Origin of the sequence: Streptomyces griseicoloratus, from assembly GCF_014534645.1 — a bacterium.
In the GTDB taxonomy this organism is placed as follows: domain Bacteria; phylum Actinomycetota; class Actinomycetes; order Streptomycetales; family Streptomycetaceae; genus Streptomyces; species Streptomyces griseicoloratus.
Genome location: NZ_JACVQF010000168.1, coordinates 175,548 through 199,388 on the forward strand (window position 1 = coordinate 175,548; position 23,841 = coordinate 199,388).

Sequence of the window (23,841 nt, forward strand, 5' to 3'; positions counted from 1 at the left end):
TCAGGACTTCCCTTCGACGGGGTCGGACGCGGCGGGCTGCTGTACGGAGGGCTCCGGATCCTCCGGGAGTTCGTCGACGTCCACGCCGCCGACCCGCGCCAGTTCGTGCTTGAGGGCGGTCAGTTCGGCGCCGCCGGCCATGTGGTGGGTCAGGGTGTCGAGGGTGATCTCGCTGCGGGCGGCGGACAGTTCGAGGGTGCCGAGGCGCAGCACGCTGAAGTGGTCGCCGACCATGTAGGCGTGGTGCGGGTTGTGGGTGATGAAGATGACGCCCAGGCCGCGTTCGCGGGCGGCGGCGATGTACTTCAGCACCACGCCGGACTGCTTGACGCCGAGCGCGGCGGTCGGCTCGTCCAGGATGAGCACGCGGGCGCCGAAGTGGACGGCGCGGGCGATGGCCACGCACTGGCGCTGGCCGCCGGAGAGGGTGCCGACGGGCTGCTCCAGGTCGTCCAGGACGATCCCCATGGTGCGCAGTTCCTCGTCGGCGGTCCGCTTCATCCGGGCGATGTCGAGGCGGCGGAAGGGCCCGGTGCCCTTGGTCAGCTCCGAGCCCAGGAAGAAGTTGCGCCACACCGGCATCAGCGGCACGGTCGCCAGGTCCTGGTAGACGGCGGCGATGCCGCGGTCGAGGGCTTCGCGGGGGCTGGAGAAGCTCACCGGCGCGCCGTCGACGAGGAACTCGCCCTCGGTGTGCCGGTGCAGCCCGGAGATGATCTTGATGAGGGTGGACTTGCCGGCACCGTTGTCGCCGAGCACGCAGGACACCCGGCCGGGGTGGACGGCGAGGTCGACGCCGTGCAGGGCGCGGATGGTGCCGTAGGTCTTGCCGGCGCCGCGCAGTTCGACGACCGGGCGGTCCGCCCCGGGTGCCGTGTCCTCGCGGACGGTCGCGTGGGTGCCGGTGGTCTCGCTGGTCATTTCCGCTCACCTCCGGATCGCCGTACGGCGGACCCACAGATTGACGAGGACGGCTCCGAGCAGCATCACCCCGAGGAACGCCTTGAACCAGTCGGGGTTCCAGCCCGCGTAGACGATGCCCTGGTTCACCATGCCGAACATGAACGCGCCGAAGACGGGTCCGACGGCCGACCCGTGGCCGCCGGTCAGCAGGCAGCCGCCGATGACGGCGGCGGCGATGTAGATCAGCTCCTGGCCGACGCCCTCGCCGGACTGCACGGTGTTGAAGGAGAACAGCTGGTGCATGCCGACGAACCAGGCGCCGAAGCCGACCAGCATGAACAGCGTGACCTTGGTGAAGGTCACGGGCACGCCGACCGCGCGGGCCGACTCACGGTCGCCGCCGACCGCGAAGACCCAGTTGCCGTACCTGGTGCGCAGCAGCACCCAGGTGGCCAGCGCCGCGAAGACCAGCCACCACACCACCGTGATCTTCACCTGGACGCCGCCGACGCCGAACGACGAGGCGAAGAGGGCCTTGGCCTGGTCGAAGCCGTCCATGTCGCTGATGTCGTCGGTGGCGACGTTGCCGGTGACCAGCTTGGTGACCGCGAGGTTCACGCCCTGGAGGATCAGGAAGGTGCCGAGTGTCACCAGGAAGCTCGGCAGCCCGGTCCTCACCAGCATCCAGCCGTTGAACGCCCCGGCTCCGAGGGAGACCAGGAGGGCGACGAGCACACCCGTCCAGACGTTCACGGTCAGCTGGTAGCTGAGCATGCTCGCGGTCAGCGCCGAGGTGACCACGGCGACGCCGGCCGACAGGTCGAACTCGCCGCCGATCATCAGCAGGGCGACGGGCAGCGCCATGATGCCGATGGTGGAGGACTGGTAGAGGACCGTCGCCATCGAGCCGCCCTGGCGGACCGAGGGCGCGGCGATCAGGAAGAACACGAGCACGGCCAGGGCGCCGAGGAACACCCCGACCTCGGGCCGGGCGAGCAGCCGGAGCGCCGGGGGGCGTTGCCGGGTCCGCCCGCCGGACCCGACGGGGCCCGCAGCCGGTGGCGCGCCCACCGCCGGTTCGGCGGGCTCGGTCCGGCTCATCACCGGGTGCCCTTCGCGGCGAACCCGGCCACCGCCTCGACGTTGGACTTGTCGACGAAGGCCGGACCGGTCAGCACCGGCTGTTCACCGCCGCCGCTGTAGTTGCCGTTGTTCTGGTACAGCCACAGGCCGTCGACGGCCAGATAGCCCTGGAGGTAGGGCTGCTGGTCGACGGCGAACTCGATGTCGCCCTTCTGGATGGCGCCGGTCAGCTGCTCGTTGAGGTCGAAGGTGGCGACCTTCGCCTTGCCGCCGGTCTCGTCCGCCGACTGCACCGCGGTCAGCGCGAAGGGGGCGCCGAGCGTGACGACGTGGTCGATGGCGCCGTCCTGCTTCAGCTTGGCGGTGACGGTCGACTTGACGGACGGCATGTCGGCGCCGTTGACGTAGAGGTTCTCCACCGTGCCCGCGAAGGTCTTCTTCACCCCGTCGCAGCGCTGGGTCAGGCCGACGTTGCCCTGCTCGTGGATCACGCAGACGGCCTTCTTGGCGCCGACCTCGTTCAGCTTCCTGCCGAACGCCTCTCCCGCCACGCTCTCGTCCTGCCCGAAGAACTCCAGCAGGCCGAGCTTCTTCCAGTCGGCCAGGCCGGAGTTGAGGCCGACGACGGGTATGCCGGCCTTCGTGGCCCTGTCGACGACGCTCCTGAGGGCGTCCGGCTTGGCCAGGGTGACCGCGATGCCGTCGACCTTCTGGTCGATGGCGTTCTGCACCAGGTTGGCCTGGTTGCCGGCGTTGGGGTCGGCGGAGTAGACGAGCTTGACGTTGTCCTTCGCCGCCGCCGCCTCGGCGCCCTTGCGGACGATGTCCCAGAAGGTGTCGCCGGGCGCCTGGTGGGTGACCAGGGCGACCGTCATACGGGGTGTGTCCGCCTTCCCCGCCGGCGCGCCCGATCCCTTGTCCTCGGACTTCTTGCCCCCGGATCCGCTGGAGCAGCCGGCGAGGGCCAGGGCCGCCGCCGCTGCCAGGGCCACGGCGGGGGCGAGTCTGCGGGAGCGGGCGTGCGAAGAGCGGTCCATCTTTCCTGCACCTCACTGTGCGACGGGGAACCGTGTGCCGAGGGAAGAACGACTGTTGCGCTGGGACCGGATACAAGCCCTTGACGAGCCCGCTGTCAATACTTTGTCAAGACATCATTTCAGGAGTTGGTCAGAATGTTAGTACAAAGTGTTGACACGGTCGCTTCCGCGTCCTACACCTGGGAGGCGGCAGGCCCCGTCCAGCCCGAGGAGCGTCCCGCATGGCCGAGTCAGCCCGGCACTTCGATCTGATCACGATGGGCCGCATCGGGGTCGATCTCTACCCCCTGCAGACGGGTGTACCCCTGGCCCGGGTGGAGACCTTCGGCAAATTCCTCGGCGGGTCGGCGGCCAACGTCGCGGTCGCCGCCGCCCGCCTCGGCCGCACCGCGGCGCTGATCACCCGCACGGGCGACGACCCGTTCGGCGGCTATCTGCACCAGGCCCTGAAGGAGTTCGGGGTCGACGACCGCTGGGTCACCCCGGTCGCCGCCTACCCGACCCCCGTCACGTTCTGCGAGATCTTCCCGCCGGACGACTTCCCGCTGTACTTCTACCGCCGGCCCAAGGCCCCCGACCTGGAGATCCACCCGGAGGAGCTGGATCTCGCCGCGATCCGCGCGGCCCGCATCTTCTGGATCACCGGCACCGGTCTGAGCGAGGAGCCGAGCCGTACGGCGACCCTGGCCGCCGTCGCCCACCGGGCCCGCTCCGGCACCACGGTCTTCGACCTGGACTGGCGCCCGATGTTCTGGACCGACCCCGGCCAGGCCCGGCCCCACTACGCCGAGGCGCTGCGGCACGCCACCGTCGCGGTCGGCAACCTCGACGAGTGCGAGATCGCCACGGGCGTGCGCGAGCCGTGGGCCTGCGCCGAGGCGCTGCTGGCGGCGGGCGTGGAGCTGGCCGTCGTCAAGCAGGGCCCCGAGGGCGTCCTCGCCGTGCACCGCGACGGCCGGTCGGCCGAGGTGCCGCCGGTGCCGGTGGAGGTGGTGAACGGACTCGGCGCGGGCGACGCGTTCGGCGGAGCGCTCTGCCACGGTCTGCTGTCCGGCTGGGAGCTGGAGCGGACCATGCGGTACGCGGGCGCGGCGGGCGCCCTCGTCGCCTCCCGTCTCGCCTGCTCGTCCGCGATGCCCACCGAGGCCGAGATCGACGGCCTGCTCGCGCGAGCCACTCCCTGAACGGAGCTTCGTCGTGTCCCTCACCATCCCCGATCTCACCGCGGTCAGAGCCCGGCACCCGGAGGCGATCGCCGAGGCGGCCGCCCGCCGCACGCGCCGCCCGCTGATCGGCGGCACGGGCCGCCTGATGATCGTGGCTGCCGACCACCCGGCGCGCGGCGCACTCGGCGTCGGCGACCGCGCGCTGGCCATGGCCAACCGGGCCGACCTGCTGCGGCGCCTGTGCACCGCGCTGTCGCGGCCCGGCGTCGACGGGGTGCTCGCCACCGCCGACGTGCTGGAGGACCTGCTGCTGCTCGGGGCGCTGGAGAACAAGGTCGTCATGGGCTCGATGAACCGCGGCGGCCTCGCGGGCGCGGCCTTCGAGCTCGACGACCGCTTCACCGGCCACCGTGCCGAGGACATAGCCCGGCTCCGCTTCGACGCGGGCAAGCTGCTGCTGCGCATCGACTACGACGACCCGGGTTCACTGGCCACCCTGGAGGCCGGTGCCCGTGCCGTGGACGCGATGGCGGCGCGCGAACTGCCGGTGTTCGTCGAGCCGTTCATCACCCGCCGGGTCGGTGGACGGGTCCGCAACGACCTGTCCGCCGAGGCCGTCACCCGTTCCATCGCCATCGCCTCGGGCCTGGGCGGCACCTCCGCCTACACGTGGCTGAAGCTCCCCGTCACCCACGACCCGGACGCCATGGGCGAGGTCCTGGAGACCTCCACGCTGCCCGCGGTCCTGCTCGGCGGCGACGTCGGCGGCTCCCCCGGCGACCAGGCCGCCGCCTACGAGCGCTGGCGCAAGGCCCTGCGGCTGCCCACCGTGCAGGGCCTGGTCGCCGGCCGGTCGCTGCTCTACCCGGCCGAGGGCAGTGTGGAGGAGGCGGTGGACACGGCCGTCGGACTGCTGTGACGGACGACAGGGAGAGGACGACGAGGCGATGACGTATCACCTTCCCGCGGGCAAGGCGGCCGGCGGCGCGTACGCCGTGGACGTGACGCCCGAGACGGCCGGCTGGGGCCACTGCGCCCTGCGCGTGCTGAACCTCCCGCCGGGCGGCGCCCACACCTTCGACAGCGGCGGCAGCGAGTGGATCGTCCTGCCGCTGAGCGGCGGCTGCCGGGTCGCCACGGCAGACGACTTCGGCCACCACACCTTCCGGCTCACCGGGCGCGAGAGCGTGTTCGGCGGCGTCAGCGACTTCGCGTACGTGCCCCGCGACTCCCGTACGACCGTGAGCTCGGACGGAGGCGGACGGTTCGCACTCACCGGCGCCCGCTGCACCCGCCGCCTGCCCGCCCGGTACGGTCCCGCGTCCTCGGTGCCGGTGGAGCTGCGCGGCACCGGGAACTGTTCCCGCCAGGTCAACAACTTCGGCGCGGCGGACGTCTTCGCGTGCGACAGGCTGATCGCGGTCGAGGTGATCACACCGGGCGGCAACTGGTCGTCGTTCCCGCCGCACAAGCACGACGAGCACCGGCCGGGCGAGGAGTCGGTGCTGGAGGAGATCTACTACTACGAGTTCGCCGGCCACGACGGCGTCCCCGGCCTCGGCTACCAGCGAGTCTCCCCGTCCGGGCGGGGCCGGGGCACCGACGTGCTGGCCGAGGTGCGCGACGGAGACGTCGTCCTCATCCCGGACGGCTGGCACGGGCCGTCGATGGCCGTGCCCGGCCACGACATGTACTACCTCAACGTCATGGCGGGCCCGGACCCCGAACGCGCCTGGCTGATCCGCGACCACCCGGACCACGCCTGGATCCGCGACACCTGGCCGGACCGGCCCGTCGACCCCCGTCTCCCCCTCTACACCGCCCCGGAGAGGTCCGCATGAGCGCCCCCACCCTCCGTCTGACGACCGCCCAGGCCCTGGTGCGCTTCCTGGCCGCCCAGTACAGCGAACGGGACGGCGTCCGGCACCGGCTGATCACCGGCACCTGGGGCATCTTCGGCCACGGCAACGTCGCCGGACTCGGCCAGGCACTCGTCGAGTACGCCGACGTGATGCCGTACCACCAGGGCCGCAGCGAACAGGCCATGGTGCACGCGGCCGTCGGCCACGCCCGCCGGCTGAACCGCCTGTCCGCGCAGGCCGTGACGACGTCCATCGGCCCCGGCGCCACCAACCTGGTCACCGGCGCCGCGCTCGCCACGATCAACCGGCTGCCGGTCCTGCTGCTGCCCGGCGACTACTTCGCCTCGCACGCCGTCGACCCGCTGCTCCAGCAGCTGGAGCACCCGTCGGCCGCCGACGTGTCCGTCAACGACACCCTGCGGCCGGTGTCCCGGTACTTCGACCGGATCACCCGCCCCGAGGCCCTGATCCCCTCGGCGCTGCGGGCGATGCGCGTGCTCACCGACCCGGCCGAGACCGGGGCCGTCACCCTCGCCCTGCCCCAGGACGTGCAGGCCGAGGCGTACGACTGGCCGGAGGAGTTCTTCGCCGACCGCGTCTGGCGCGTGCGCCGCCCCGCGCCGGACCCGGCGGAACTGGCCGAGGCCGTCACCGCGATCCGGGCCGCCGGGCGCCCGCTGATCGTCGCGGGCGGCGGCGTCCACCACAGCGAGGCCGAGGACGCGCTCAGGGCGCTGGTGGAGGCCACCGGCATCCCGGTCGCCTCCACCCAGGCCGGCAAGGGCTCGCTGCGCCACGACCATCCCGGCGACCTCGGCGGGATCGGCCACACCGGCACCGCCGTCAGCGACGACCTCGCCCGCACCGCCGACCTGGTGATCGGCGTCGGCACCCGCTACACGGACTTCACCACCGCGTCCGGCACCCTCTTCCAGCACCCGGAGGTGCGCTTCCTCAACCTCAACGTCACCGCCTTCGACGCCCACAAGCTGGCCGCCCGCACCCTGGTCTGCGACGCGCGGACCGGGCTCACCGAACTGACGCGGGCACTCGCCGGCCACCGGGTCGACCCGGCCTACGAGGCCGAGTACCGGCGTGGCAAGGAGCGCTGGGAAGAGGTCGTCGAGGCCGCCTACCGCGCCGGCGACGACAGCGCGGTACCGACCCAGACGCAGGTCCTCGGCGCGCTGGACGCGGTCGTCGGCGACGAGGACGTGGTGATCAACGCGGCCGGCTCGCTCCCCGGCGACCTGCACAAGCTGTGGCGGGCCCGGTCCCCGCACCAGTACCACCTGGAGTACGGCTACTCCTGCATGGGCTACGAGATCCCGGCCGCGCTCGGCGTCCAGCAGGCCGCGCCCGGTACGCCCGTGTGGGCCCTGGTCGGCGACGGCACCTACCTGATGAACCCGACGGAGATCGTCACCGCCGTGCAGGAGAGGCTGCCCGTCAAGCTGGTCGTGGTCCAGAACCACGGCTACGCCTCCATCGGCGGCCTCTCCGAGTCGGTGGGCGCCGAGCGCTTCGGCACCGCCTACCGGTACCGGGCCCCCGACGGTACCTTCACCGGCGCGCCGCTGCCCGTCGACCTCGCCGCCAACGCCGCCAGCCTGGGCATGGCGGTGCTGCGCGCCAAGACGGTACGGGAGCTGCGCGAGGCCCTGGCCACGGCCCGTGCCGCGGACCGCCCGACCTGCGTGTACGTCGAGACCGATCCGGCGCCGGCCGCTCCCCCGGCCGAGGCGTGGTGGGACGTGCCGGTGGCGGAGGTGTCCGCCCGCGAGGCCGTGGCCGCGGCCCGCGAGCGCTACGACCGCGCGGTCGCCGGCCGCCGCCACCACCTGTGACGCGCCGGGGCGGCGGCCGTGGGGTCAGTGGGCGGCGTCCAGCCGGGCCCGCTGCTCCGCGGTCAGCTCCAGGTCCACCGCCGCCAGGTTCTCCTCCAGCTGCGCCACGGACGACGCCCCGGCCAGCGGAACGACGGGCAGCTCGCCGCCGATCTGCCAGGCGAGGACGACCTGGCCGACGGTGGCGCCGGTCTCCCGGGCCACGTCACGGAGCGCCGCGAGGCGGGCCGGGGTGCCCGGGTGGTCGTAGTCCGGCGGCAGCGGCTTGTCGTCACGGACGTAGGCACCGGCCAGCAGCGGCGAGTAGGCGACCAGGGTCAGGGCGGGCTCGGCCCGCAGATAGCCGAGCAGTTCGGGCCCGGCGTGGCCGAGGCTGCCGTCCGGGAAGAGGTCGCTGGGCACGTCGTAGCGGGGCCGCAGATGGCTGTGCTGGTACTGGAGCACCTCGTAGCCGGGCAGTCCGGCGGCGGCAGCCAGCGCACGGGCCCGCTCCACGCGCCACATCGCCTGGTTGCTGACGCCGAGCAGCCCGACGGTGCCCTCGGCGACCAGTTCGGCGAAGCCCTCGACGGTCTCGCGCTGCGGCACGGTGTGGTCGTCGATATGGGCGTACAGCAGGTCCAGTTTCGCGACGCCGAGCCGTTCCCGGCTGCGTTCGGCGGCCTCGCGGATCGTCTTCGCCGACAGGCCCTCCGCGTTGTCGGTGTAGCTGGTGCCGGGGGCGAGCGGGCGGGCGCCGACCTTCGTGGCGATGACGACCTCGTCGCCGATGCCGCGGCTGCGCCGCCACCGGCCGAGCAGTTCCTCGCTCTGGCCGCCCTGGCCGCCGTCGACCCAGAAGGCGTAGTTGTCGGACGTGTCGATGAAGTTCCCGCCGGCCTCGACATAGCGGTCGAGCACGGCGAAGGAGGTCTTCTCGTCCGTCAGCGATCCGAAGTACATCGCGCCGAGCGCGAGCACGCTCACCTCGCGACGGTGGGCCGGATCGGTGCCGATGGTGCGGTACTTCATGGTGGTCCTCCCCTTTCGTACCCGGTCGTCCGGGCACGAAGGGGAGTCTCCGGTTTGAAGTGCGCTCCAGGTCAAGTCCTCGCGGAGGAGTCCGCGAACGGACCCTCCAGCGCCGCCCACTGGAGCAGCATGATGGTCTTGGCGTCGGCGATCTCGCCGGTGCGGATCATCTCCATGGCCCGGCGGAAGGGCAGTTCGAGGATCTCGATGTCCTCGCCCTCCTCGTCCAGGCCGCCGCCCTCGTGCGTGCGGGTCGACGGGCCGTAGGCGGCGGCGTAGAAAGCAACGCGTTCGGTGACCGAGCCGGGGCTCATGTAGACGTCGAAGACGTGCCGCACCTCGCCGACGGTGTGCCCGGTCTCCTCGATCACCTCGCGCCGCACGGCGGCCTCGGGGTGCTCGTCCTCGTCGTCGAGCAGCCCGCCGGGCGTCTCGATCAGCATCCCGTCGGGGTGCCCGTTGACGTACACGGGGAACCGGAACTGCCGGGTGAGCAGCACGGTGCCGCGCTCGGTGTCGTACAGCAGCACGGTGGCGCCGTTGCCGCGGTCGTGGGTCTCGCGCTCCTGGGTGCTCCAGGTGCCGTCGGCGCGCTGGATGTCGAAGGTGGTGGTCCGCTCGACGTACCAGTGACTGGAGAGCAGTTTCACGTCCCGGACCTTGACCCGGGGATTGCGGGTGAGGTCGCGGCCGGTCCGGTCGAGTCCGGTACGGCCCCGGCGGTCCGGGGTGTCGACGCCGGCGGTCATCGGGTGCCGCCCGGACGGGCGGGGCGGGGCAAGTTGGTCATGCCCGCTTCTATCACCGCGTCCGCCTCCGTACGAAGTCCGCCTATCACCGCGTCCGCCTCCGTACGAAGTCCACCGAGGCGGTGAAGCACTCCTCGACGTCCTGTTCGGCGGCCCCGGTCCACAGGTGGTCGGCACCGGGGACGGTCCGGAGGACGGCTTCGGAGCCCGCCGCCCGCAGGGCCGACGCCAGGGCCTCCCCCTGGGTGACGGGGATGACCGTGTCCCGGACGCCGTGCAGGATCAGGAAGGGGGGCGCGCCCGGTGCGACCCGGGCGACCGGGCTGGCGGCCCGGGCGAGGTCCGGCACGTCGGCGGCGGGGGCGCCGAGCAGGGCCGCCTCGGGGGTGCGGGGCGGCGCGGCGGTGAGGTCGGTGGCGCCGTACCAGACGACACAGCCGCGCGGCGTCGGGGAGGCGGTGAGGGCGAGCAGTGCGGCGAGGTGACCGCCCGCGGACTCGCCCCAGGGGACGACCCGTCCGGCGTCGATGCCGAGGTCGCCGGCGCGGGTGCGCAACCACGCCAGCGCCTCCGTGAGGTCGTCGAGCTGGGCCGGGAAGACGGCTTCGCCGCTGAGCCGGTAGTCGGCGGCGGCGACGGCGAACCCGGCCCGGACGAGACGGGCGAAGGGGCCGGGCCGCCAGGTGCGGAAGCGGGGGCCGAGGTCGTCGCGCAGTCCGGTGCGCCAGGCACCGCCGTGCACGAAGAGGATCACCGGCGGGGGCGTGGCGGGCGGCTCGCCGGGGAGCCACAGGTCGAGTTCGAGGGGCCGGCTGCCGTCGCGGACGGCGTAGGGGACCGCGCGCAGCAGCCGTACGCCGTCGGCGGGGTGCGCGGCGGGCGGCAGGGGCAGGCCGGCGGGGTCGGGCGGGGCCGGGAACGGGGCGAGGCCGGGGTGCACGCTCACTCCTCGGGCGTCCGGTGCGGGCGGCGGGCCAGGCGTGGCAGCAGCCTGCGGGCGTTGGCGGTCGTCAGGGACCGCCAGTCGGCGTCCGCCACGGGTGCCGGTGCCGCGTCCACGGCGGCGACGTGGGCGTCCACGCCGTGCGCCGGGGTCCAGCAGTAGTCGCTGCCGTACAGCAGCCGGTCGGGCTCGACCAGGGAGAGCAGCGCGGGGATCTGGCGGGGGAAGGCGGGGCCGGCCATGTCGTAGTGGAGGCGGCGCAGTTGCTCCACCGCGTCCGGGGCGCCGCCGTCGGCGGAGGGCTGGAAGAGCTTCATGAAGCCGTTGACGCGGTCGGCGAGGACGGGCAGCGCGCCGCCGCAGTGCGGGACGATCACCTCCAGGCCGGGGTGGCGGTCCAGGGTGCCGGCCATGAGCAGGTCGGTGACGGTGCGGGCGGTGTCGAAGATGAACTCGACCATGGGCCGTGGCCGTCCGAGCGCAGTCTGCTCCCAGCACGCCGGTGACGTGGGGTGCAGGAAGACGACGGCGCGGCGGCGGCCCAGCTCGGCGAAGACCGCCTCCAGGCGCCCGTCGCCCAGGTAGACGCCGTGGGTGTTGGTCTCCAGGACCACACCGTCGGCGCCGAGCTCGTCGAAGGCGTGGGCGATCTCCGCGAGGGCGCCGTCCACGTCCGGCAGCGGCAGGGAGGCGAAGAAGCCGAAGCGGCCGGGGCGTGCGGCGGCGACGCGGGCGGCGTCCTCGTTGACCTCGCGGGCGAGGCGGCGGGCGGCCGCGTCGTCGCCGAAGTGCACGCCGGGCGACGACACGGACAGGAACGAGGTGACGATGCCGTTGCGGTCCATCAGCTCCAGATGGGCCTCGGCGGACCAGCCGGGCCAGGCGGGCATGCCGTCGGGCAGCTCGTGACCGGCGGCCCGGGCCTGGCGCACGTAGGAGTCGGTGACGAAGTGGGCGTGGACGTCGACGAGTCCGGACGCCTCTTCGGGAGCGGTCATGGGGTGTCTTCCCTCCGGTGGTGCTGTCTCAGGGCGGCGAGCCGGCCGCGCCCCCAGGTGGTGGCGCGCTCGCCGAGGACGATGCCGAGCAGTCCGGTCAGGCCGGTCAGGGGCGGGGCGGGCGAGGTGATGCCGAGGGCCCAGTAGACGGCCCCCATCAGCAGCCCGGCCGCGAGGCCGAGGGCCGGGCGGCGGGCGCGGACGAGGGCGGACCTCACAGCGCCTCCAGCAGGGCCTGGCCGGCGAGCATGCCCAGCAGGCCGCACAGGGCGACCGGCGGGGGCGCCGGGGACCTGACCTTCAGGGCGGCGTACAGCGCGCCCACGAGGGCGCCGGCGAGCAGCGCCTGCAGGTACGCCATCGCGGTTCAGCTCCCCGTGCGCCACTGGTGGTCGGGCAGGAAGGTCACGTCGTACTGCTGCAGCACGGTGCCGAACTTCTGCGGCTCGGGCACGTACGGGCGGCGCGGCAGGCCGAGTTCGTCGGTGTCGGTGCCGAGGGTCTCGAAGAACCGCTCGAAGGTGCCGCCGGGGCCCGCGGCGACGCCGACGATCTGGCTGTGGTGGCGCTCGATGCGGTAGGCGTGCGGGCAGTTCTTCGGGACGAAGCCGAAGTCGCCGACGGTGAGCAGCTTCTCCGTCTGCTCGCCCTCCAGGTCCTCCACGAACAGGCGGACGGCGCCCTGGGTGACGAAGAAGACCTCGTAGGTGTCGGGGTGGGAGTGCGCCGGGATGATGTCGCCCTTCGGGCCGTCGCAGGTGAAGAAGTTGAAGGTGTTCTCGGTCTGCGGGCCGCCCGCGTAGATCGTGAACAGGTCACCGAAGAGGTGGGCCCGGTCGCCCATGCCCTTCTCGATGAAGTACGGCTTGCCCGGCTCGGCGGGGATGAGGGAGTGGGAGCGCCTGGCGAATTCGATGGTCATGGGGAACCTCCGGCCGAAATGTAATGTCAGGCAACCTGACATCTGTTACGTCAGGCTACCTGACAATCCTGGGAGGGCACCACCGACACGCCCCGTATGCTCATGACCGAGGAACCCGAGGAGTCATGACGGAAGCCGCACAGAACCTGCCCCTGCTGCTGGCCGGCGCCAAGCGCTGGTTCGACGACGCGCTGACGGCCAGCATGCGAGCGGCCGGCGAGCAGCCGCTGAGCAGCGCCCAGGGCCAGGTCTTCGCCGTACTGGACCCGGACGGCACCACCGTCTCCGAACTCGCCCGCCGCCTCGGCGTCACCCGCCAGACCGCCCACCAGGCCGTGCACGGTCTGCTCGCCCTGGACCTGCTGGAACAGATCCCTGACCCGGCCTCCGCACGCAGCCGTCTGATCCGCATCACCCCTGAGGGCGCCCGTGTCCACCGCCGCGCCCAGGCCACCCTCACCGTCATCGAGGAGGCCCTGGCCGACCGCATCGGCACCGACGCGGCCGCGGCCCTGCGCACCGCCCTGACCCTGCCGCGCGGGGAACCGCCCGTGGTGGAGGCCCCGTGAGCAGCCGGAGCCGGCGGGGCCGCGGCAGGGCCCGCGTAGGCTGACCCGGCGTGAACAGACGACGACGGAAGAAGCTGTCCAAGCGGCTCGTCGGCGCCGCACTGGTCGACGACATCGCGCAGGTCAGGGCGCTGCTGCGGGCCGGAGCGCCGGCCGAGACGGCCGACGCCGCCGGCACGACGCCGCTGTACCAGGCATCCGTGAACGGTTCCGCCGGCATCGTCCGCCTGCTGCTGGCAGCCGGTGCCTCGCCCGACACGGAGAGCGGCATCGGCTCGGAGGGCACGCCCCTGTGCGGGGCGGCCTGCTGGGGGCACACCGAGACCGTCCGCGCGCTCATCGAGCACGGCGCCGACCCTAACCTCCGGGAGGATCACGGCACGGGCCGGTCACCCCTCGAATGGGCGGCGCACGGCCCGCACCCCGAGACCGTGGACGTGCTCGTCGCGGCCGGGGCCCGCAGGCTGCCACGGCTTCCCAGGGCATGAAAAAGGGCCCTCACAGGCTTCCGCCCGCGAAGACCCTTCGCACCGTCGGGACGACAGGATTTGAACCTGCGACCCCTTGACCCCCAGTCAAGTGCGCTACCAAGCTGCGCCACGTCCCGGTGCCTCACCGCGGGGCGAGCCCCGCGCGATCACGCGAACAGCACTTTACCCCACACCGCGGGCCACGCCGAAAGGGGGCGGGGAAAGAGGGACAATCGCCCCATGGACAGCACATCCCCGAACCGACCTCCGGCCGCACGGGACCGCGACGACGAAGGGCGGGCCCGCAACGCCCGGCCGCGCGACGGCCTCGGGCGGCCCCTGCCGTACGGCGCGGCCGGTGTCCCCCGCCAGCCGGAGGGCGTCGTGCGCGCCCCCGAGGACACGGTCGCCGAGGCGCAGCGGCTGCTGGACGAGGGAAAGCCGTTCCACGCGCACGAGGTCTTCGAGGACGCCTGGAAGTCGGGCCCCGGGCATGAGCGGGAGCTGTGGCGGGGCCTCGCCCAGCTCGCGGTCGGGCTGACCCATGCGGCCCGGGGCAACGCCACGGGCGGCGCCCGGCTGCTGCGGCGCGGGGCCGGGGCGGTGGAGGAGTGGGCGGTGTCGCCGGCCGGGCGGGGGCGGCCGTACGGGCTGGATCTCGGCGCGGTCGCGGCGTGGGCCCGGGACCTGGCGCGGGACGTGGAGCGCGGCGAACCCGTGGACGCGGGGGCGCGGGCGCCGCGGCTGCGGGGCTGAGACATCCGGTCCTGGCCGAGGGCAGCCCGCCCCCCGCGTCCTTGGGGGCGTACGGCAGACTCTGGGCGTGCGGAAGATTCATGTCATCGGTATCGGCGCGGGCGACCCGGAGCAGCTGACGCTGCAGGCGGTCAGGGCGCTGCGGAGCACGGACGTGTTCTTCGTCCTGGACAAGGGCGAGGTGAAGGCGGACCTCGTGCGGCTGAGGCACGACATGCTGGACGCGCACGTACCGGAGGGGACCTACCGCGTCGTCGAGGCGCGCGATCCCGAGCGGGACCGGACCGCGGGCGGCGCGGCGTACTCGCCGGCCGTCGGTGACTGGCGCAGCGCCCGCGCCGGGATCTACGAGCGGCTGATCGCCGAGGAGCTGGGCGAGGACGAGAGCGGCGCGTTCCTGGTGTGGGGCGACCCGGCGCTGTACGACAGCACGCTGGGCATCCTGGAGGAGATCCTCGACCGGGGCACGGTGGAGTTCGAGTACGACGTGGTCCCCGGCGTCAGCAGTGTCTCCGCGCTCGTCGCCCGGCACCGGACCGGGCTGAACCGGGTCGCGCGCCCGGTGCAGATCACCACCGGCCGGCGGCTCTCCGAGGGCTTCCCCGACGGCGTGGACGACGTCGTGGTGATGCTCGACGCCCACCAGGCCTTCCGTCAGTACGCGGACGAGGACATCGACATCTACTGGGGCGCCTACATCGGCACCCCGGACGAGATCCTCGTCTCCGGCCCGATCGCCGAGGCGGCCCCGCGCATCGAGCGGCTGCGCGCCGAGGCCCGGGAGCGCAAGGGCTGGATCATGGACACCTACCTGCTGCGGCGCAACCCCGGGGACCGGTAGGCGGACCCGGCCGGACCGCCCCCGCACGGTGTGGCCGGGCCACCGACGCGATCGTGACCATGTGGGTGACAATCCGGATGCGGACCATCCGGCCGGAACAGAACAATGGGGGCATGTCACTTGCCCCGGTCCGCTTCCGTGACCCGCTCAGCACCCCCGACGACTTCACCGGTTCGGTACTCGTCCACTGTCCGCGCTGCGACCGGATCGCCCGGGTCCAGGCCCTCGCGGACGCCGAGGAGGGCACCCGGGGCGCACTGTTCGCTCCGCGCCGCCTCGTCTGCCGCGCGTGCGGGCACGCGCGGACCTGGCGGGGCAGGTCGGCCGTGTTCTCCGGCAGTTCCCGGGCGGTCGCGCGCGACCCGTACTTCCATCTCCCGCTGTGGCTGCAGACGGAGACCCGGCACGGCCGCCTGTGGGCCTACGACCTCGCCCAGCTGACCCTGCTGAGACGGTTCGTCGCGGCCTCGCTGCGCGAGCGGGACCCGTGGCACGAGCACGGCCGGAAGATGACGTACGTGGCCCGTCTGCCCGCCTGGGTCAAGAGCGCCAAGAACCGGCACGAGGTGCTGCGCGCCGTGGACCGCATGCGCGCCTCCGTCACGGACCGCTGAGCCACTCCAGGGCACCGGGCACGTCGGGCACCGCGCTCACTCCCGCCGGAAGCGGCGGCCTGCGCACGACCACCACCGGCAGGGCGAGGTCGCGGGCCGCCGTGAGTTTGGCCGACGTGGCCTCTCCCCCGCTGTCCTTGGTCACCAGCACGTCGATGCGGTGCTCGCACAGCAGGGCCGTCTCATCGGGCACGGTGAACGGGCCGCGCGCCAGCAGCACCCGTGTGTCCGGCGGCAGGGGCGGCTCGGGGGCCTCCACCGACCGCACCACGAAGTGGAGCTCCGTCAGATGGGCGAAGGCCGCGAGACCCAGCCGCCCGGTGGTCAGGAACACCCGGCGGCCGAGGTCCGGCAGCAGGCCGGCGGCCGCGGACAGGGACGGGACCGGGTGCCAGCGGTCACGGTCGCCGGGCCGCCAGCCGGGGCGGCGCAGGACCACCGCGGGTACGCCGGTGTCGGCGGCGGCCCGGGCCGCGTTCGCCGTGATCCGCTCGGCGAAGGGGTGCGTGGCGTCGACGAGGGCGTCCACCCGCTCGGCGCGCAGCCAGGCGGCCAGCCCCCCGGCCCCGCCGAAGCCGCCGATGCGGACGTCCCCTTCGAGGGCTCCCGGCCTGGTGACGCGGCCGGCGAGCGAAGTGGTGACGCGGACGCCGGGCCGCGCCGCCAGCGTGGCGGCCAGACGGCGGGCCTCGGCGGTGCCGCCGAGGATCAGCACATGCGGGGACATGGCGAGGAGCGTACGTCAGCGCAGCAGCAGCTGGAGGCCGCCGAGAACCGTCGCCGCGATCACCAGGCGCTCGAACAGGAGCTGGTTGATCCGGTCCACCGCCCACTTGCCGAGCAGCGCGCCCGGCACGACGAACACCACGAGGGCGGCGTCGAGGAGCAGCGAGTGGCCGTCGATCAGTCCGAGTCCCGCGCTGAAGGGCAGCTTGGAGACGTTGACGATCAGGAAGAAGAAGGCGGAGGTGCCGAGGAAGCCGAGCTTGCGGAAGCCGGCGGAGAGCAGGTACATCGACATCACGGGACCGCCGGCGTTGGCGACCATGGTGGTGAAGCCGCCGAGGACACCGTAGGAGCGGGCCTTCACGCGGCCGGCCCGCGAAGCGACCTCGTCCGGCTGCCCGGGCGCCCCGGCCTGCCGCCGGCGCCACACCGTCACCCCGGCCATCAGCAGCAGGATCGCGCCGATGGACATCCGGACGATCGTGTCGTCCGCCCACATCAGGAACGCCGTGCCGGCGACCACTCCGGCCCCGACGGCGGGGAAGAGCCGCCACAGCGTGGGCCAGTGCGCGTGCCGCCGGTAGACGAGGACGGCCAGCACGTCGCCGGCGATCAGGACCGGCAGCAGGACGCCGGTCGAGGCGCGGGCGGGCAGGACCGCCGCGAAGACGGCGAGGCTGACCGTGTTGGCCCCGCTCACGGCGGTCTTGGAGAAGCCGACGAGCAGGGCCGCGCAGGCGAGTGCGGCGAACTGCCAGCCGGTGAGGTGCCAGAGTGTCATCGTGTCCATGCGGGGGCCGATGCTATGCGCACCCGGCCGTCACCCGTAAGGACCGTCTCGCCAGTCGGCTACTGGCGCCCGGCGTACCGGACCCGCAGCTCCCGCTTGAGCACCTTCATGCTCGGGCCGAGCGGCAGGGCGTCGGTGAACTCCACGCGGCGCGGGTACTTGTGCCTGCCGAGGTGCTGCTTGGACCACTCGGTGATCCCTGCGGCGTCCGGAGCCGCGCCGGGGGCGGGCACGACCACGGCGCACACCTCCTCGCCGTGCAGTTCGTCGGGGACGCCGATGACGGCGACCTGCGCGATGCCGGGGTGGCGCATCAGCACCTCCTCGACCTCCCGCGGATAGACGTTGTAGCCGCCGCGGATGACGATGTCCTTCTTGCGGTCGACGATCCGCAGGAAGCCCTCGTCGTCCTTGGTGCCGAGGTCGCCGGTGCGGAACCAGCCGTCGACCAGCGCCTCGGCGGTGGCCTCGGGGCGGCCGAGATAGCCGGAGAAGACGTTGTGGCCGCGGACGACGACCTCGCCCAGCTCGCCGGGCGGCAGCAGCTCGATGCGGTCCTCGGCCTCGGCGCGGGCGATCTCCACGTCGACGCCCCACAGCGGGTGGCCGATGGTGCCGGGCTTCGCGCCGAACACCGGTTGGTTGACGGCCGCCGCGGGGGAGGTCTCCGACAGCCCGTAGCCCTCGTAGATCTTCGCCCCGAACGCGGCCTCGAACCGCTCCAGCACGGCGACGGGCAGGGAGGCCCCGCCGGAGATGCACACGCGCAGCTCGGGCAGTGCGTCCGCCTCGGCCGCCGCGGCGGCGAGGGCGACGAACATGGTGGGCACCCCGTGGAAGGTGTTGACCTTCTCCTTCACCATCAGCTCGATCGCGCGGGCCGCGTCGAAGCGGGGCAGCAGGACGAGGGTGGCGCCCGCCCGCCACGTGGAGTTCAGGGAGACGGTCTGGCCGAAGGCGTGGAACAGCGGCAGGGCGCCCAGCGCGATGTCGTCGGGGCGGATGTCGTTGGCGTCGAAGGCGTTGACGGTCGCGTTCATCACCAGGTTGAAGTGGCTGAGCACCGCGCCCTTGGGGACGCCGGTGGTGCCGCTGGTGTAGAAGACGACGGCCGGGTCGTCGGCGTCACGGGTGACGTACGAGGGCAGCGGCTCGGCGTCGGCCGCGAGCTTGTCGAGTTCGTCGCCGAGGGTGATCACCCGTACCCCCGCCGCGCGTGCGGCGGCCGTGCCGGTCTCCGCCTGCGCCGGGTGGCAGAGCAGCAGGCCGGCGCCGCTGTCGCGCAGGACGTGCTCGACCTCCGACGGCGACAGCAGCAGGTGCACCGGGACGACGACGCCTCCGGCCGCGGCGATGGCGTAGTACGCCTGCGGGAACTCGGCGGTGTTCGGCGCCATCAGCGCCACCCGGTCCCCCGGCCGTACGCCCAGGCCCACGAGGGCTCCGGCCTGGGCGCGGGCCCGCTGCCACACCTCGGCGAAGGTGAGCCGCAGATCGCCCTCGACGAGCGCTTCCTTGTCGGGGCGGCGCCGGGCGTTCTCGGCGAGGACGGCGGCGACGGAGAGGGTTGCCATGGGGTGTTGCTCCGTTTCCTTGCTGCGGCTCTGCAGAGGGGGTGGGTGGCGTACGTACGGCTTGGGCGGCGTGCGTACGGCTAGTGCCGCTCGACGAGCACCGCGCTGCCCTGGCCCACGCCGACGCACATGGTGGCGAGCCCGCGGGCCGCCCCCGTGCGGCGCATGCGGTGGAGCAGGGTGGTGAGGATGCGGGCGCCGGAGCAGCCGAGCGGGTGGCCCAGGGCGATGGCGCCGCCGCTGGGGTTGACCAGACCGGGGTCGATGCCGAGCTGGTCCACGCAGGCGAGGGCCTGGGCGGCGAACGCCTCGTTGAACTCGGCCTCCGCGATGTCGTCGACGCTCCAGCCGGCGCGGGCGAGGACCTTGCGGGTGGCGGGGACCGGCCCGATGCCCATGACGTCCGGGTGGACGCCGGCCGAGCCGCCGGCGACATAGCGGCCGAGCGACTCCAGGCCCAGGTCGGTCAGTGCCTCCTCGCTGACCAGGAGGAGTCCGGCGGCGCCGTCGTTCATGGGGGAGGCGTTGCCCGCGGTGACCGTGCCGCCGGCGCGGAAGACCGGCTTGAGGCGGCCCAGCTTCTCCAGGGAGGTGTCCTCGCGGACGCACTCGTCGGCGTCGACGACCACGCCGTCGGGGCGTTCGACGGGCAGGAGTTCGTCGTCGAAGTGGCCGTTCTTGCGGGCCTCGGCGGCCAGGCGGTGGCTGCGCAGGGCGAACTCGTCCTGGCGTTCGCGCGACACGCCGTACCGCTCGGCGACCTCCTCGGCCGTCTCGCCCATGGCCAGCAGGCCGTGCAGGTCCTTCATCGCCGGGTTGACCAGGCGCCAGCCGAGCCGGGTGTCGGCGGTCTCCATGCGGTGCGGCAGGGCCTCGTCGGGGCGGGGCAGCACGAAGGGGGCGCGGCTCATCGACTCCGAGCCGCCGGCGAGGACGATGTCGGCCTCGCCCGCGGCGATGGTGCGGGCGGCGGCCGTGACGGCCTCCAGGCCGGAGGCGCACAGCCGGTTGACCGTGGCGCCGGGCACGGAGTCGGGCAGGCCCGCGAGCAGGACGGCCATGCGGGCGACGTTGCGGTTGTCCTCGCCGGCCTGGTTGGCGGCGCCCCAGTAGACGTCGTCGATGCGGGCCGGGTCGAGCGCGGGCACGTCGGCGACCAGGCCCCGGACCACGGCGGCGGCGAGGTCGTCGGGCCGCACGGTGGACAGGGCGCCGCGCAGCTTGCCGATCGGGGTGCGGCGGGCGGCCGCGAAGTGGACGGGACGCACGAGGGGTCTCCTGATCGTCGTCGATCGGTCCCCGGCGGCGCGGGTGTCGCCGGGCGGACCTCCAGAGCCTTAATTAGCACTGCTAGTTTTGGACTATAGACCGCCGGGCGGCTCCCTGGGAAGATCCCCCCGGGACCTTCACCGAAGCAGCTGGAGGAGACATGGCCGAGGCCCGCGAGCACGTCCTGACCGGAACGCGCGGCAGCATCACCGTCCGCGAGTGGCCCGCCGCCCGGCCCCGGTACGTGGCCCTGCTGGTGCACGGCTACGGCGAGCACATCGGCCGCTACGAGGAGGTGGCCGGCGTCCTGGTGGCGCACGGCGCGGCCGTCTACGGCCCGGATCACGCCGGGCACGGGAAGTCGGCCGGCGAGCGGGTGCTGATCGAGGACTTCGAGGACGTGGTCACCGACGTGCACGCCGTGGCGGAGCTCGCCCGGTCCGCCCACCCGGACCTGCCGGTCGTCATGATCGGCCACTCCATGGGCGGCCTGATCGCCGCCCGCTACGCCCAGCGCCACCAGGACGGGCTCACCGCGCTGGTGCTGTCCGGGCCGGTCATCGGCGACTGGGAGCTGCCGCGCCGGCTGCTCGCCCTCGACGAGATCCCCGACACCCCGATCAGCCCGGCCGCGCTCTCCCGCGACCCGGCCGTCGGCGCCGCGTACGCGGCGGACCCGCTGGTGTGGCACGGCCCGATGAAGCGGCCCACCGTGGAGGCGTTCGTACGGACGCTGGAGACCGTCGCCAAGAGCGGTGACGTCGGCTCGCTGCCGGTCCTGTGGATCCACGGCGACGACGACCGGCTGGTGGCCTTGGCGGGGAGCCGGCCGGGCGTCGAGCAGCTCGCCGGCACCGGCCTGACCGAGCGGATCCACCCGGGCGCCCGGCACGAGGTGTTCAACGAGACGAACAAGGCCGAGGTCTTCGCGGACGTCACGCGCTTCCTGGACGGCGTGCTGGCCCGCTGAGGCGCCGTACGGTGTTTGCCCCCATGCCCCAGGGGCACCCGCGCCACCATGGAGCGGTCGCGCCGCGCCGCCCGCACGGACGAGGCCCCGAGCCGTCCTCCCGGCGGGCACCGCAGGCCCGGCCCCGCGGGACCTGACGAGCGGGGAGGCAGCCGCGGGGCGGAGCGTGCGGCACCGCTCCGCGACACCGCAGACCACGCCTCAAGGAGAAGCAACGGATGACTGTCGTGAAGAGCACGATCCCCGAGTCGGCCCGCCAGGTCACCGGGGAGGCGCTGCAGGGCACGCTCGTGGATCTTCTCGGACTGTCCCTGACCGGCAAGCAGGCGCACTGGAACATCGTGGGACCGCGGTTCCGCTCCATCCACCTCCAGCTGGACGAAGTGGTGGCGGCGGCGCGGTCGTTCGCCGACACGGTCGCGGAGCGTTCCGTGGCGCTCGGCATGCCCGCCGACGGCCGGCCGGAGACCATCGCGTCGGCGTTCACGCTGCCGGGCCCCAAGGACGGCTGGGTGCGGGACGGCGACGTCGTGCAGGTGATGGCCGAGGCCCTGGAAGCGGCCATCGGACGGCTGCGGGAACGGATCGAGGCGACGGCGAAGCCCGACCCGGTCACCCAGGACCTGCTGATCACCATCACCGCCGAACTGGAGAAGCAGCGCTGGATGTTCGACGCCGAGAACTGGCCGAAGGAGGGCTGAACCGGCACCGCACGGCGCACGTACGCACGACGAAAAGGGGCACCTCATGGCCGACGCCCTCGAACTCGACGCGCTGTGGGAGAACTTCCACCGCGTGGTGAACATGACCTCGGCGGAGCTCGCGGACTGGCTGCGCGTACGCGACTCCGGCGAGCTGACCGAGCCCCTGCCGGACGACGCGGGCTCCCCCCTCGGGCAGCACGTCCTCGCGATCCTGCAGAAACGGCGCATGGACCTGACCGAGGACGACCTGCGTGCGATGCGCAAGGTCGTGGACATGGTGACGTCGCAGACCGACCTGGAGAACGAGCCCGCGGCCGAGGACACGCGCCGCCGGCACCGGCTGATGACGATCGGCCACGACCCGCTGAAGGCGTAGCCGTGGACCGCGACGAGCGTGTCGTACGGGAACTCGTGCGCGCGCACGGTCAGACGTACGCCGAGGAGGCGGGCATCCGGCTGAAGGACACCCCGCAGCCGCTGTACCGGCTGCTGGTCCTCGCCCATCTGCTCAGCGCCCGCATCCGCGGCTCGATCGCCGTGGCCACCGCCCGTGCCCTCCAGGAGGCCGGGCTCGGCGACCCGCGCCGCATGGCCGGGGCCGACTGGCAGGAGCGGGTGGACGCGCTCGGCCGGGGCGGCTACCGGCGCTACGACGAGCGCACCGCAACCCAGCTCGGCGAGGCCGCCGAGCTGCTGACCGAGCGGTGGGGCGGGGATCTGCGCCGGCTGCGGAGGGAAGCGGACGGCGAGGTGCCCGAACTGCGCAGGCTGCTCCAGGAGTTCCCCGGCGTGGGCCCGGCCGGCGCCGACATCTTCCTGCGCGAGGCACAGCGCGTGTGGCCCGAGGCGGCGCCCTACCTGGACCGCAAGGCGCTGCAGGGCGCGGAGCGCCTCGGCCTGCCCGCCGAGCCGGGCCGCCTCGTCGGCCTCGCCGGATCGACGGAACCGGCCGTCCTCGCCGCCGCGCTGGTGCGTGCGGCGGTGGACAAGGAAGTGGCGGAGGACAGCCTCGACCGGGCCGGGTGACGCCCACGGCGGGTGCGCACCGGCGCGGCCGCGGGATGCTCACCCGAACGGTCGCGTGCGCTGGTGCCCCCACGGTGCCGGTGATGCCCTGGGAAACACCTGTCACGTCCCAGGGAGGCATCCGCGATGAGCCGTCGTCCGTCCCACCCCGCCCGTGTGCTGGCCTCCGTGCTGGCGGCCGGCGCACTGCTGACCACCGCGGCCTGCTCGGGCGACGACGACGCTCCCCGCGCGGCGGCGGCGGAGGTCTCCCCGCCGACCACCGAGGAGCAGACGCCCACCGCCTCGCCCGGCACCCTCACCGAGTCCGGCGCGAAGGCCGCGCTGCTCACCGAGGCCGACCTGGAGGACGACTGGCAGCGGGTCGAGGGCGCGGACGAGTGGCGCGACCGCCTGCTCGTCGGCGAGGTCGACGTCGCGGACTTCCTCAGCGCCAAGGCAAACGCCGCCGACTGCCAGAAGCTGCTCGACGGCCTGTACGCCGACGACCTGCTGGGCAAGCCGTCGGGGCCGTCGGCGCTCGCCGGTTTCGAGCAGGGCGACTCCCGCCTCCTGCAGCAGGTCGCCGCCTACGACCGGGCCGCGCTGGACGACGCGATGGAGTGGCTGAAGTCGCTGCCCGAGAAGTGCGACCAGTTCACGGCGACGGACTCCTCGGGAGGCAAGCGGACGGTCCAGGTGACGGAGATGTCGCTGCCCCGGGAGGGTGACGCCCGTCAGGGCCTGCACGTGACGGTGCAGGGCGAGGCGGCCGACGCGCCCGCCACGCTCACCCTGGACGTCGCCGCCGTACGCGTGGGCACCGACGCCCTCACCATCACCGCCGGCGGTCTGGACGGCGGCCAGGCCGACTCCGTGACGCAGGGGGTGAAGCTGGGCACCCAGCGGCTGAAGGACGTCCTGGCGGGCCGGACCCCCTCCCCGCAGCCCGGCGAACTCGACTGACCGGCCCCCGCGCGGGCGCCCCGCGTCACCCGGCGCGGGGCGCCCGCGCGCGGGTTCCTCGGCCGA

At 73.5% G+C, this 23,841-nt stretch carries 28 protein-coding genes and 1 tRNA gene; 14 read left to right on the top strand and 15 right to left on the bottom strand.

Features of this window, described 5'->3' with window-relative positions; genetic code table 11:
- The 3 genes from H0H10_RS07490 to H0H10_RS07500 are packed head-to-tail and all read right to left on the bottom strand — an operon-like array spanning position 1 to position 3,023.
- The gene (locus tag H0H10_RS07490; RefSeq protein ID WP_188180050.1) at positions 1–921 is read right to left on the bottom strand and encodes an ATP-binding cassette domain-containing protein; all 921 of its coding nucleotides are present in this window, start codon (positions 919–921) and stop codon (positions 1–3) included.
- Between the two features lie 6 nt (positions 922–927).
- Entirely contained in the window at positions 928–2,004 is a 1,077-nt protein-coding gene (locus tag H0H10_RS07495; protein WP_188180051.1) for an ABC transporter permease, read from the bottom strand.
- On the bottom strand, positions 2,004–3,023 hold the full coding sequence (locus H0H10_RS07500; protein ID WP_188180052.1) for a sugar ABC transporter substrate-binding protein: 1,020 nt from the start codon (positions 3,021–3,023) through the stop codon (positions 2,004–2,006). Before H0H10_RS07500 ends, H0H10_RS07495 begins: the two co-directional genes overlap by 1 nt.
- 221 nt (positions 3,024–3,244) lie before the next feature.
- On the opposite strand from H0H10_RS07500, the gene iolC reads away from it, so the two are divergent.
- The 4 genes from iolC to iolD are packed head-to-tail and all read left to right on the top strand — an operon-like array spanning position 3,245 to position 7,898.
- Entirely contained in the window at positions 3,245–4,207 is a 963-nt protein-coding gene (gene iolC, locus H0H10_RS07505; protein ID WP_188180053.1) for a 5-dehydro-2-deoxygluconokinase, read from the top strand.
- Between the two features lie 13 nt (positions 4,208–4,220).
- Positions 4,221–5,108, top strand: coding sequence for a Cgl0159 family (beta/alpha)8-fold protein (locus H0H10_RS07510; protein WP_188180054.1), 888 nt, complete (start codon positions 4,221–4,223; stop codon positions 5,106–5,108).
- Positions 5,109–5,136: 28 nt separating this feature from the next.
- On the top strand, positions 5,137–6,030 hold the full coding sequence (gene iolB / locus H0H10_RS07515; RefSeq protein WP_188180055.1) for a 5-deoxy-glucuronate isomerase: 894 nt from the start codon (positions 5,137–5,139) through the stop codon (positions 6,028–6,030).
- Positions 6,027–7,898: a 3D-(3,5/4)-trihydroxycyclohexane-1,2-dione acylhydrolase (decyclizing) gene (gene iolD, locus H0H10_RS07520; protein ID WP_188180056.1), complete on the top strand. Its 1,872-nt coding sequence runs from the start codon at positions 6,027–6,029 to the stop codon at positions 7,896–7,898. Before iolB ends, iolD begins: the two co-directional genes overlap by 4 nt.
- Positions 7,899–7,922: 24 nt before the next feature.
- Here iolD and H0H10_RS07525 read toward each other — a convergent pair whose 3' ends face one another.
- From H0H10_RS07525 to H0H10_RS07555, 7 genes are all read right to left on the bottom strand, one after another.
- Positions 7,923–8,909 (bottom strand): aldo/keto reductase, encoded by a 987-nt coding sequence (locus H0H10_RS07525; RefSeq protein WP_188180057.1) that lies wholly within the window; start codon positions 8,907–8,909, stop codon positions 7,923–7,925.
- A 71-nt stretch (positions 8,910–8,980) separates the two neighbouring features.
- Positions 8,981–9,658, bottom strand: coding sequence for an NUDIX domain-containing protein (locus H0H10_RS07530; protein WP_188180058.1), 678 nt, complete (start codon positions 9,656–9,658; stop codon positions 8,981–8,983).
- Positions 9,659–9,743: 85 nt separating this feature from the next.
- Positions 9,744–10,598 (bottom strand): alpha/beta hydrolase fold domain-containing protein, encoded by an 855-nt coding sequence (locus H0H10_RS07535; protein ID WP_309141746.1) that lies wholly within the window; start codon positions 10,596–10,598, stop codon positions 9,744–9,746.
- Between the two features lie 2 nt (positions 10,599–10,600).
- On the bottom strand, positions 10,601–11,599 hold the full coding sequence (locus tag H0H10_RS07540; RefSeq protein WP_188180060.1) for an amidohydrolase family protein: 999 nt from the start codon (positions 11,597–11,599) through the stop codon (positions 10,601–10,603).
- Complete coding sequence (locus tag H0H10_RS07545; protein ID WP_309141747.1) at positions 11,596–11,817, bottom strand: DUF1427 family protein; 222 nt, start codon at positions 11,815–11,817, stop codon at positions 11,596–11,598. The genes H0H10_RS07540 and H0H10_RS07545 overlap by 4 nt, the downstream gene beginning before the upstream one ends.
- Positions 11,814–11,960, bottom strand: a complete 147-nt coding sequence (locus tag H0H10_RS07550; RefSeq protein ID WP_188180061.1) for a DUF1427 family protein — start codon at positions 11,958–11,960, stop codon at positions 11,814–11,816. The genes H0H10_RS07545 and H0H10_RS07550 overlap by 4 nt, the downstream gene beginning before the upstream one ends.
- 6 nt (positions 11,961–11,966) lie before the next feature.
- On the bottom strand, positions 11,967–12,521 hold the full coding sequence (locus H0H10_RS07555; RefSeq protein WP_188180062.1) for a quercetin 2,3-dioxygenase: 555 nt from the start codon (positions 12,519–12,521) through the stop codon (positions 11,967–11,969).
- Between the two features lie 125 nt (positions 12,522–12,646).
- Here H0H10_RS07555 and H0H10_RS07560 point away from each other — a divergent pair, with 125 nt between their 5' ends.
- Both H0H10_RS07560 and H0H10_RS07565 read left to right on the top strand, forming a co-directional pair.
- Entirely contained in the window at positions 12,647–13,090 is a 444-nt protein-coding gene (locus H0H10_RS07560) for a MarR family winged helix-turn-helix transcriptional regulator (RefSeq protein ID WP_188180063.1), read from the top strand.
- Positions 13,091–13,140: 50 nt separating this feature from the next.
- Positions 13,141–13,578 carry an ankyrin repeat domain-containing protein gene (locus H0H10_RS07565; RefSeq protein ID WP_188180064.1) on the top strand — a complete coding sequence of 146 codons (438 nt, stop codon included), beginning with the start codon at positions 13,141–13,143 and terminating at the stop codon, positions 13,576–13,578.
- 45 nt (positions 13,579–13,623) lie between these two features.
- On the opposite strand, the gene H0H10_RS07570 is transcribed toward H0H10_RS07565, so the two are convergent.
- Positions 13,624–13,697: transfer RNA gene (locus H0H10_RS07570), tRNA-Pro, on the bottom strand.
- A 103-nt stretch (positions 13,698–13,800) separates the two neighbouring features.
- On the opposite strand from H0H10_RS07570, the gene H0H10_RS07575 reads away from it, so the two are divergent.
- From H0H10_RS07575 to H0H10_RS07585, 3 genes are all read left to right on the top strand, one after another.
- Complete coding sequence (locus tag H0H10_RS07575; RefSeq protein ID WP_188180065.1) at positions 13,801–14,316, top strand: DUF309 domain-containing protein; 516 nt, start codon at positions 13,801–13,803, stop codon at positions 14,314–14,316.
- 67 nt (positions 14,317–14,383) lie between these two features.
- On the top strand, positions 14,384–15,157 hold the full coding sequence (gene cobF / locus H0H10_RS07580; protein WP_188180066.1) for a precorrin-6A synthase (deacetylating): 774 nt from the start codon (positions 14,384–14,386) through the stop codon (positions 15,155–15,157).
- Positions 15,158–15,270: 113 nt separating this feature from the next.
- Positions 15,271–15,771: a hypothetical protein gene (locus H0H10_RS07585; protein WP_188180067.1), complete on the top strand. Its 501-nt coding sequence runs from the start codon at positions 15,271–15,273 to the stop codon at positions 15,769–15,771.
- On the opposite strand, the gene H0H10_RS07590 is transcribed toward H0H10_RS07585, so the two are convergent.
- The 4 genes from H0H10_RS07590 to H0H10_RS07605 form a co-directional block, all read right to left on the bottom strand.
- Positions 15,758–16,498 carry a cobalt-precorrin-6A reductase gene (locus H0H10_RS07590; RefSeq protein ID WP_188180068.1) on the bottom strand — a complete coding sequence of 247 codons (741 nt, stop codon included), beginning with the start codon at positions 16,496–16,498 and terminating at the stop codon, positions 15,758–15,760. The genes H0H10_RS07585 and H0H10_RS07590 overlap by 14 nt on opposite strands.
- A gap of 15 nt (positions 16,499–16,513) precedes the next feature.
- A complete protein-coding gene (locus H0H10_RS07595; protein WP_188180069.1) occupies positions 16,514–17,287 on the bottom strand; it encodes a sulfite exporter TauE/SafE family protein in 774 nt (257 codons plus the stop codon).
- 59 nt (positions 17,288–17,346) lie between these two features.
- A complete protein-coding gene (locus H0H10_RS07600) occupies positions 17,347–18,861 on the bottom strand; it encodes a long-chain-fatty-acid--CoA ligase (RefSeq protein WP_188180070.1) in 1,515 nt (504 codons plus the stop codon).
- Positions 18,862–18,941: 80 nt separating this feature from the next.
- Positions 18,942–20,129: a thiolase family protein gene (locus H0H10_RS07605; protein ID WP_188180071.1), complete on the bottom strand. Its 1,188-nt coding sequence runs from the start codon at positions 20,127–20,129 to the stop codon at positions 18,942–18,944.
- A gap of 161 nt (positions 20,130–20,290) precedes the next feature.
- Between H0H10_RS07605 and H0H10_RS07610 the strand changes: the two genes are divergently transcribed.
- The 5 genes from H0H10_RS07610 (at position 20,291) to H0H10_RS07630 (ending at position 23,775) form a co-directional block, all read left to right on the top strand.
- Complete coding sequence (locus H0H10_RS07610; RefSeq protein WP_188180072.1) at positions 20,291–21,100, top strand: alpha/beta hydrolase; 810 nt, start codon at positions 20,291–20,293, stop codon at positions 21,098–21,100.
- A gap of 218 nt (positions 21,101–21,318) precedes the next feature.
- Positions 21,319–21,801 carry a Dps family protein gene (locus H0H10_RS07615; RefSeq protein WP_188180073.1) on the top strand — a complete coding sequence of 161 codons (483 nt, stop codon included), beginning with the start codon at positions 21,319–21,321 and terminating at the stop codon, positions 21,799–21,801.
- A 46-nt stretch (positions 21,802–21,847) separates the two neighbouring features.
- A complete protein-coding gene (locus H0H10_RS07620; RefSeq protein ID WP_188180074.1) occupies positions 21,848–22,180 on the top strand; it encodes a DUF3140 domain-containing protein in 333 nt (110 codons plus the stop codon).
- 2 nt (positions 22,181–22,182) lie between these two features.
- Positions 22,183–22,830 carry an HhH-GDP family DNA glycosylase gene (locus H0H10_RS07625; protein WP_188180075.1) on the top strand — a complete coding sequence of 216 codons (648 nt, stop codon included), beginning with the start codon at positions 22,183–22,185 and terminating at the stop codon, positions 22,828–22,830.
- A gap of 126 nt (positions 22,831–22,956) precedes the next feature.
- On the top strand, positions 22,957–23,775 hold the full coding sequence (locus tag H0H10_RS07630) for a hypothetical protein (protein WP_188180076.1): 819 nt from the start codon (positions 22,957–22,959) through the stop codon (positions 23,773–23,775).
- Positions 23,776–23,841 lie beyond the last annotated feature (66 nt).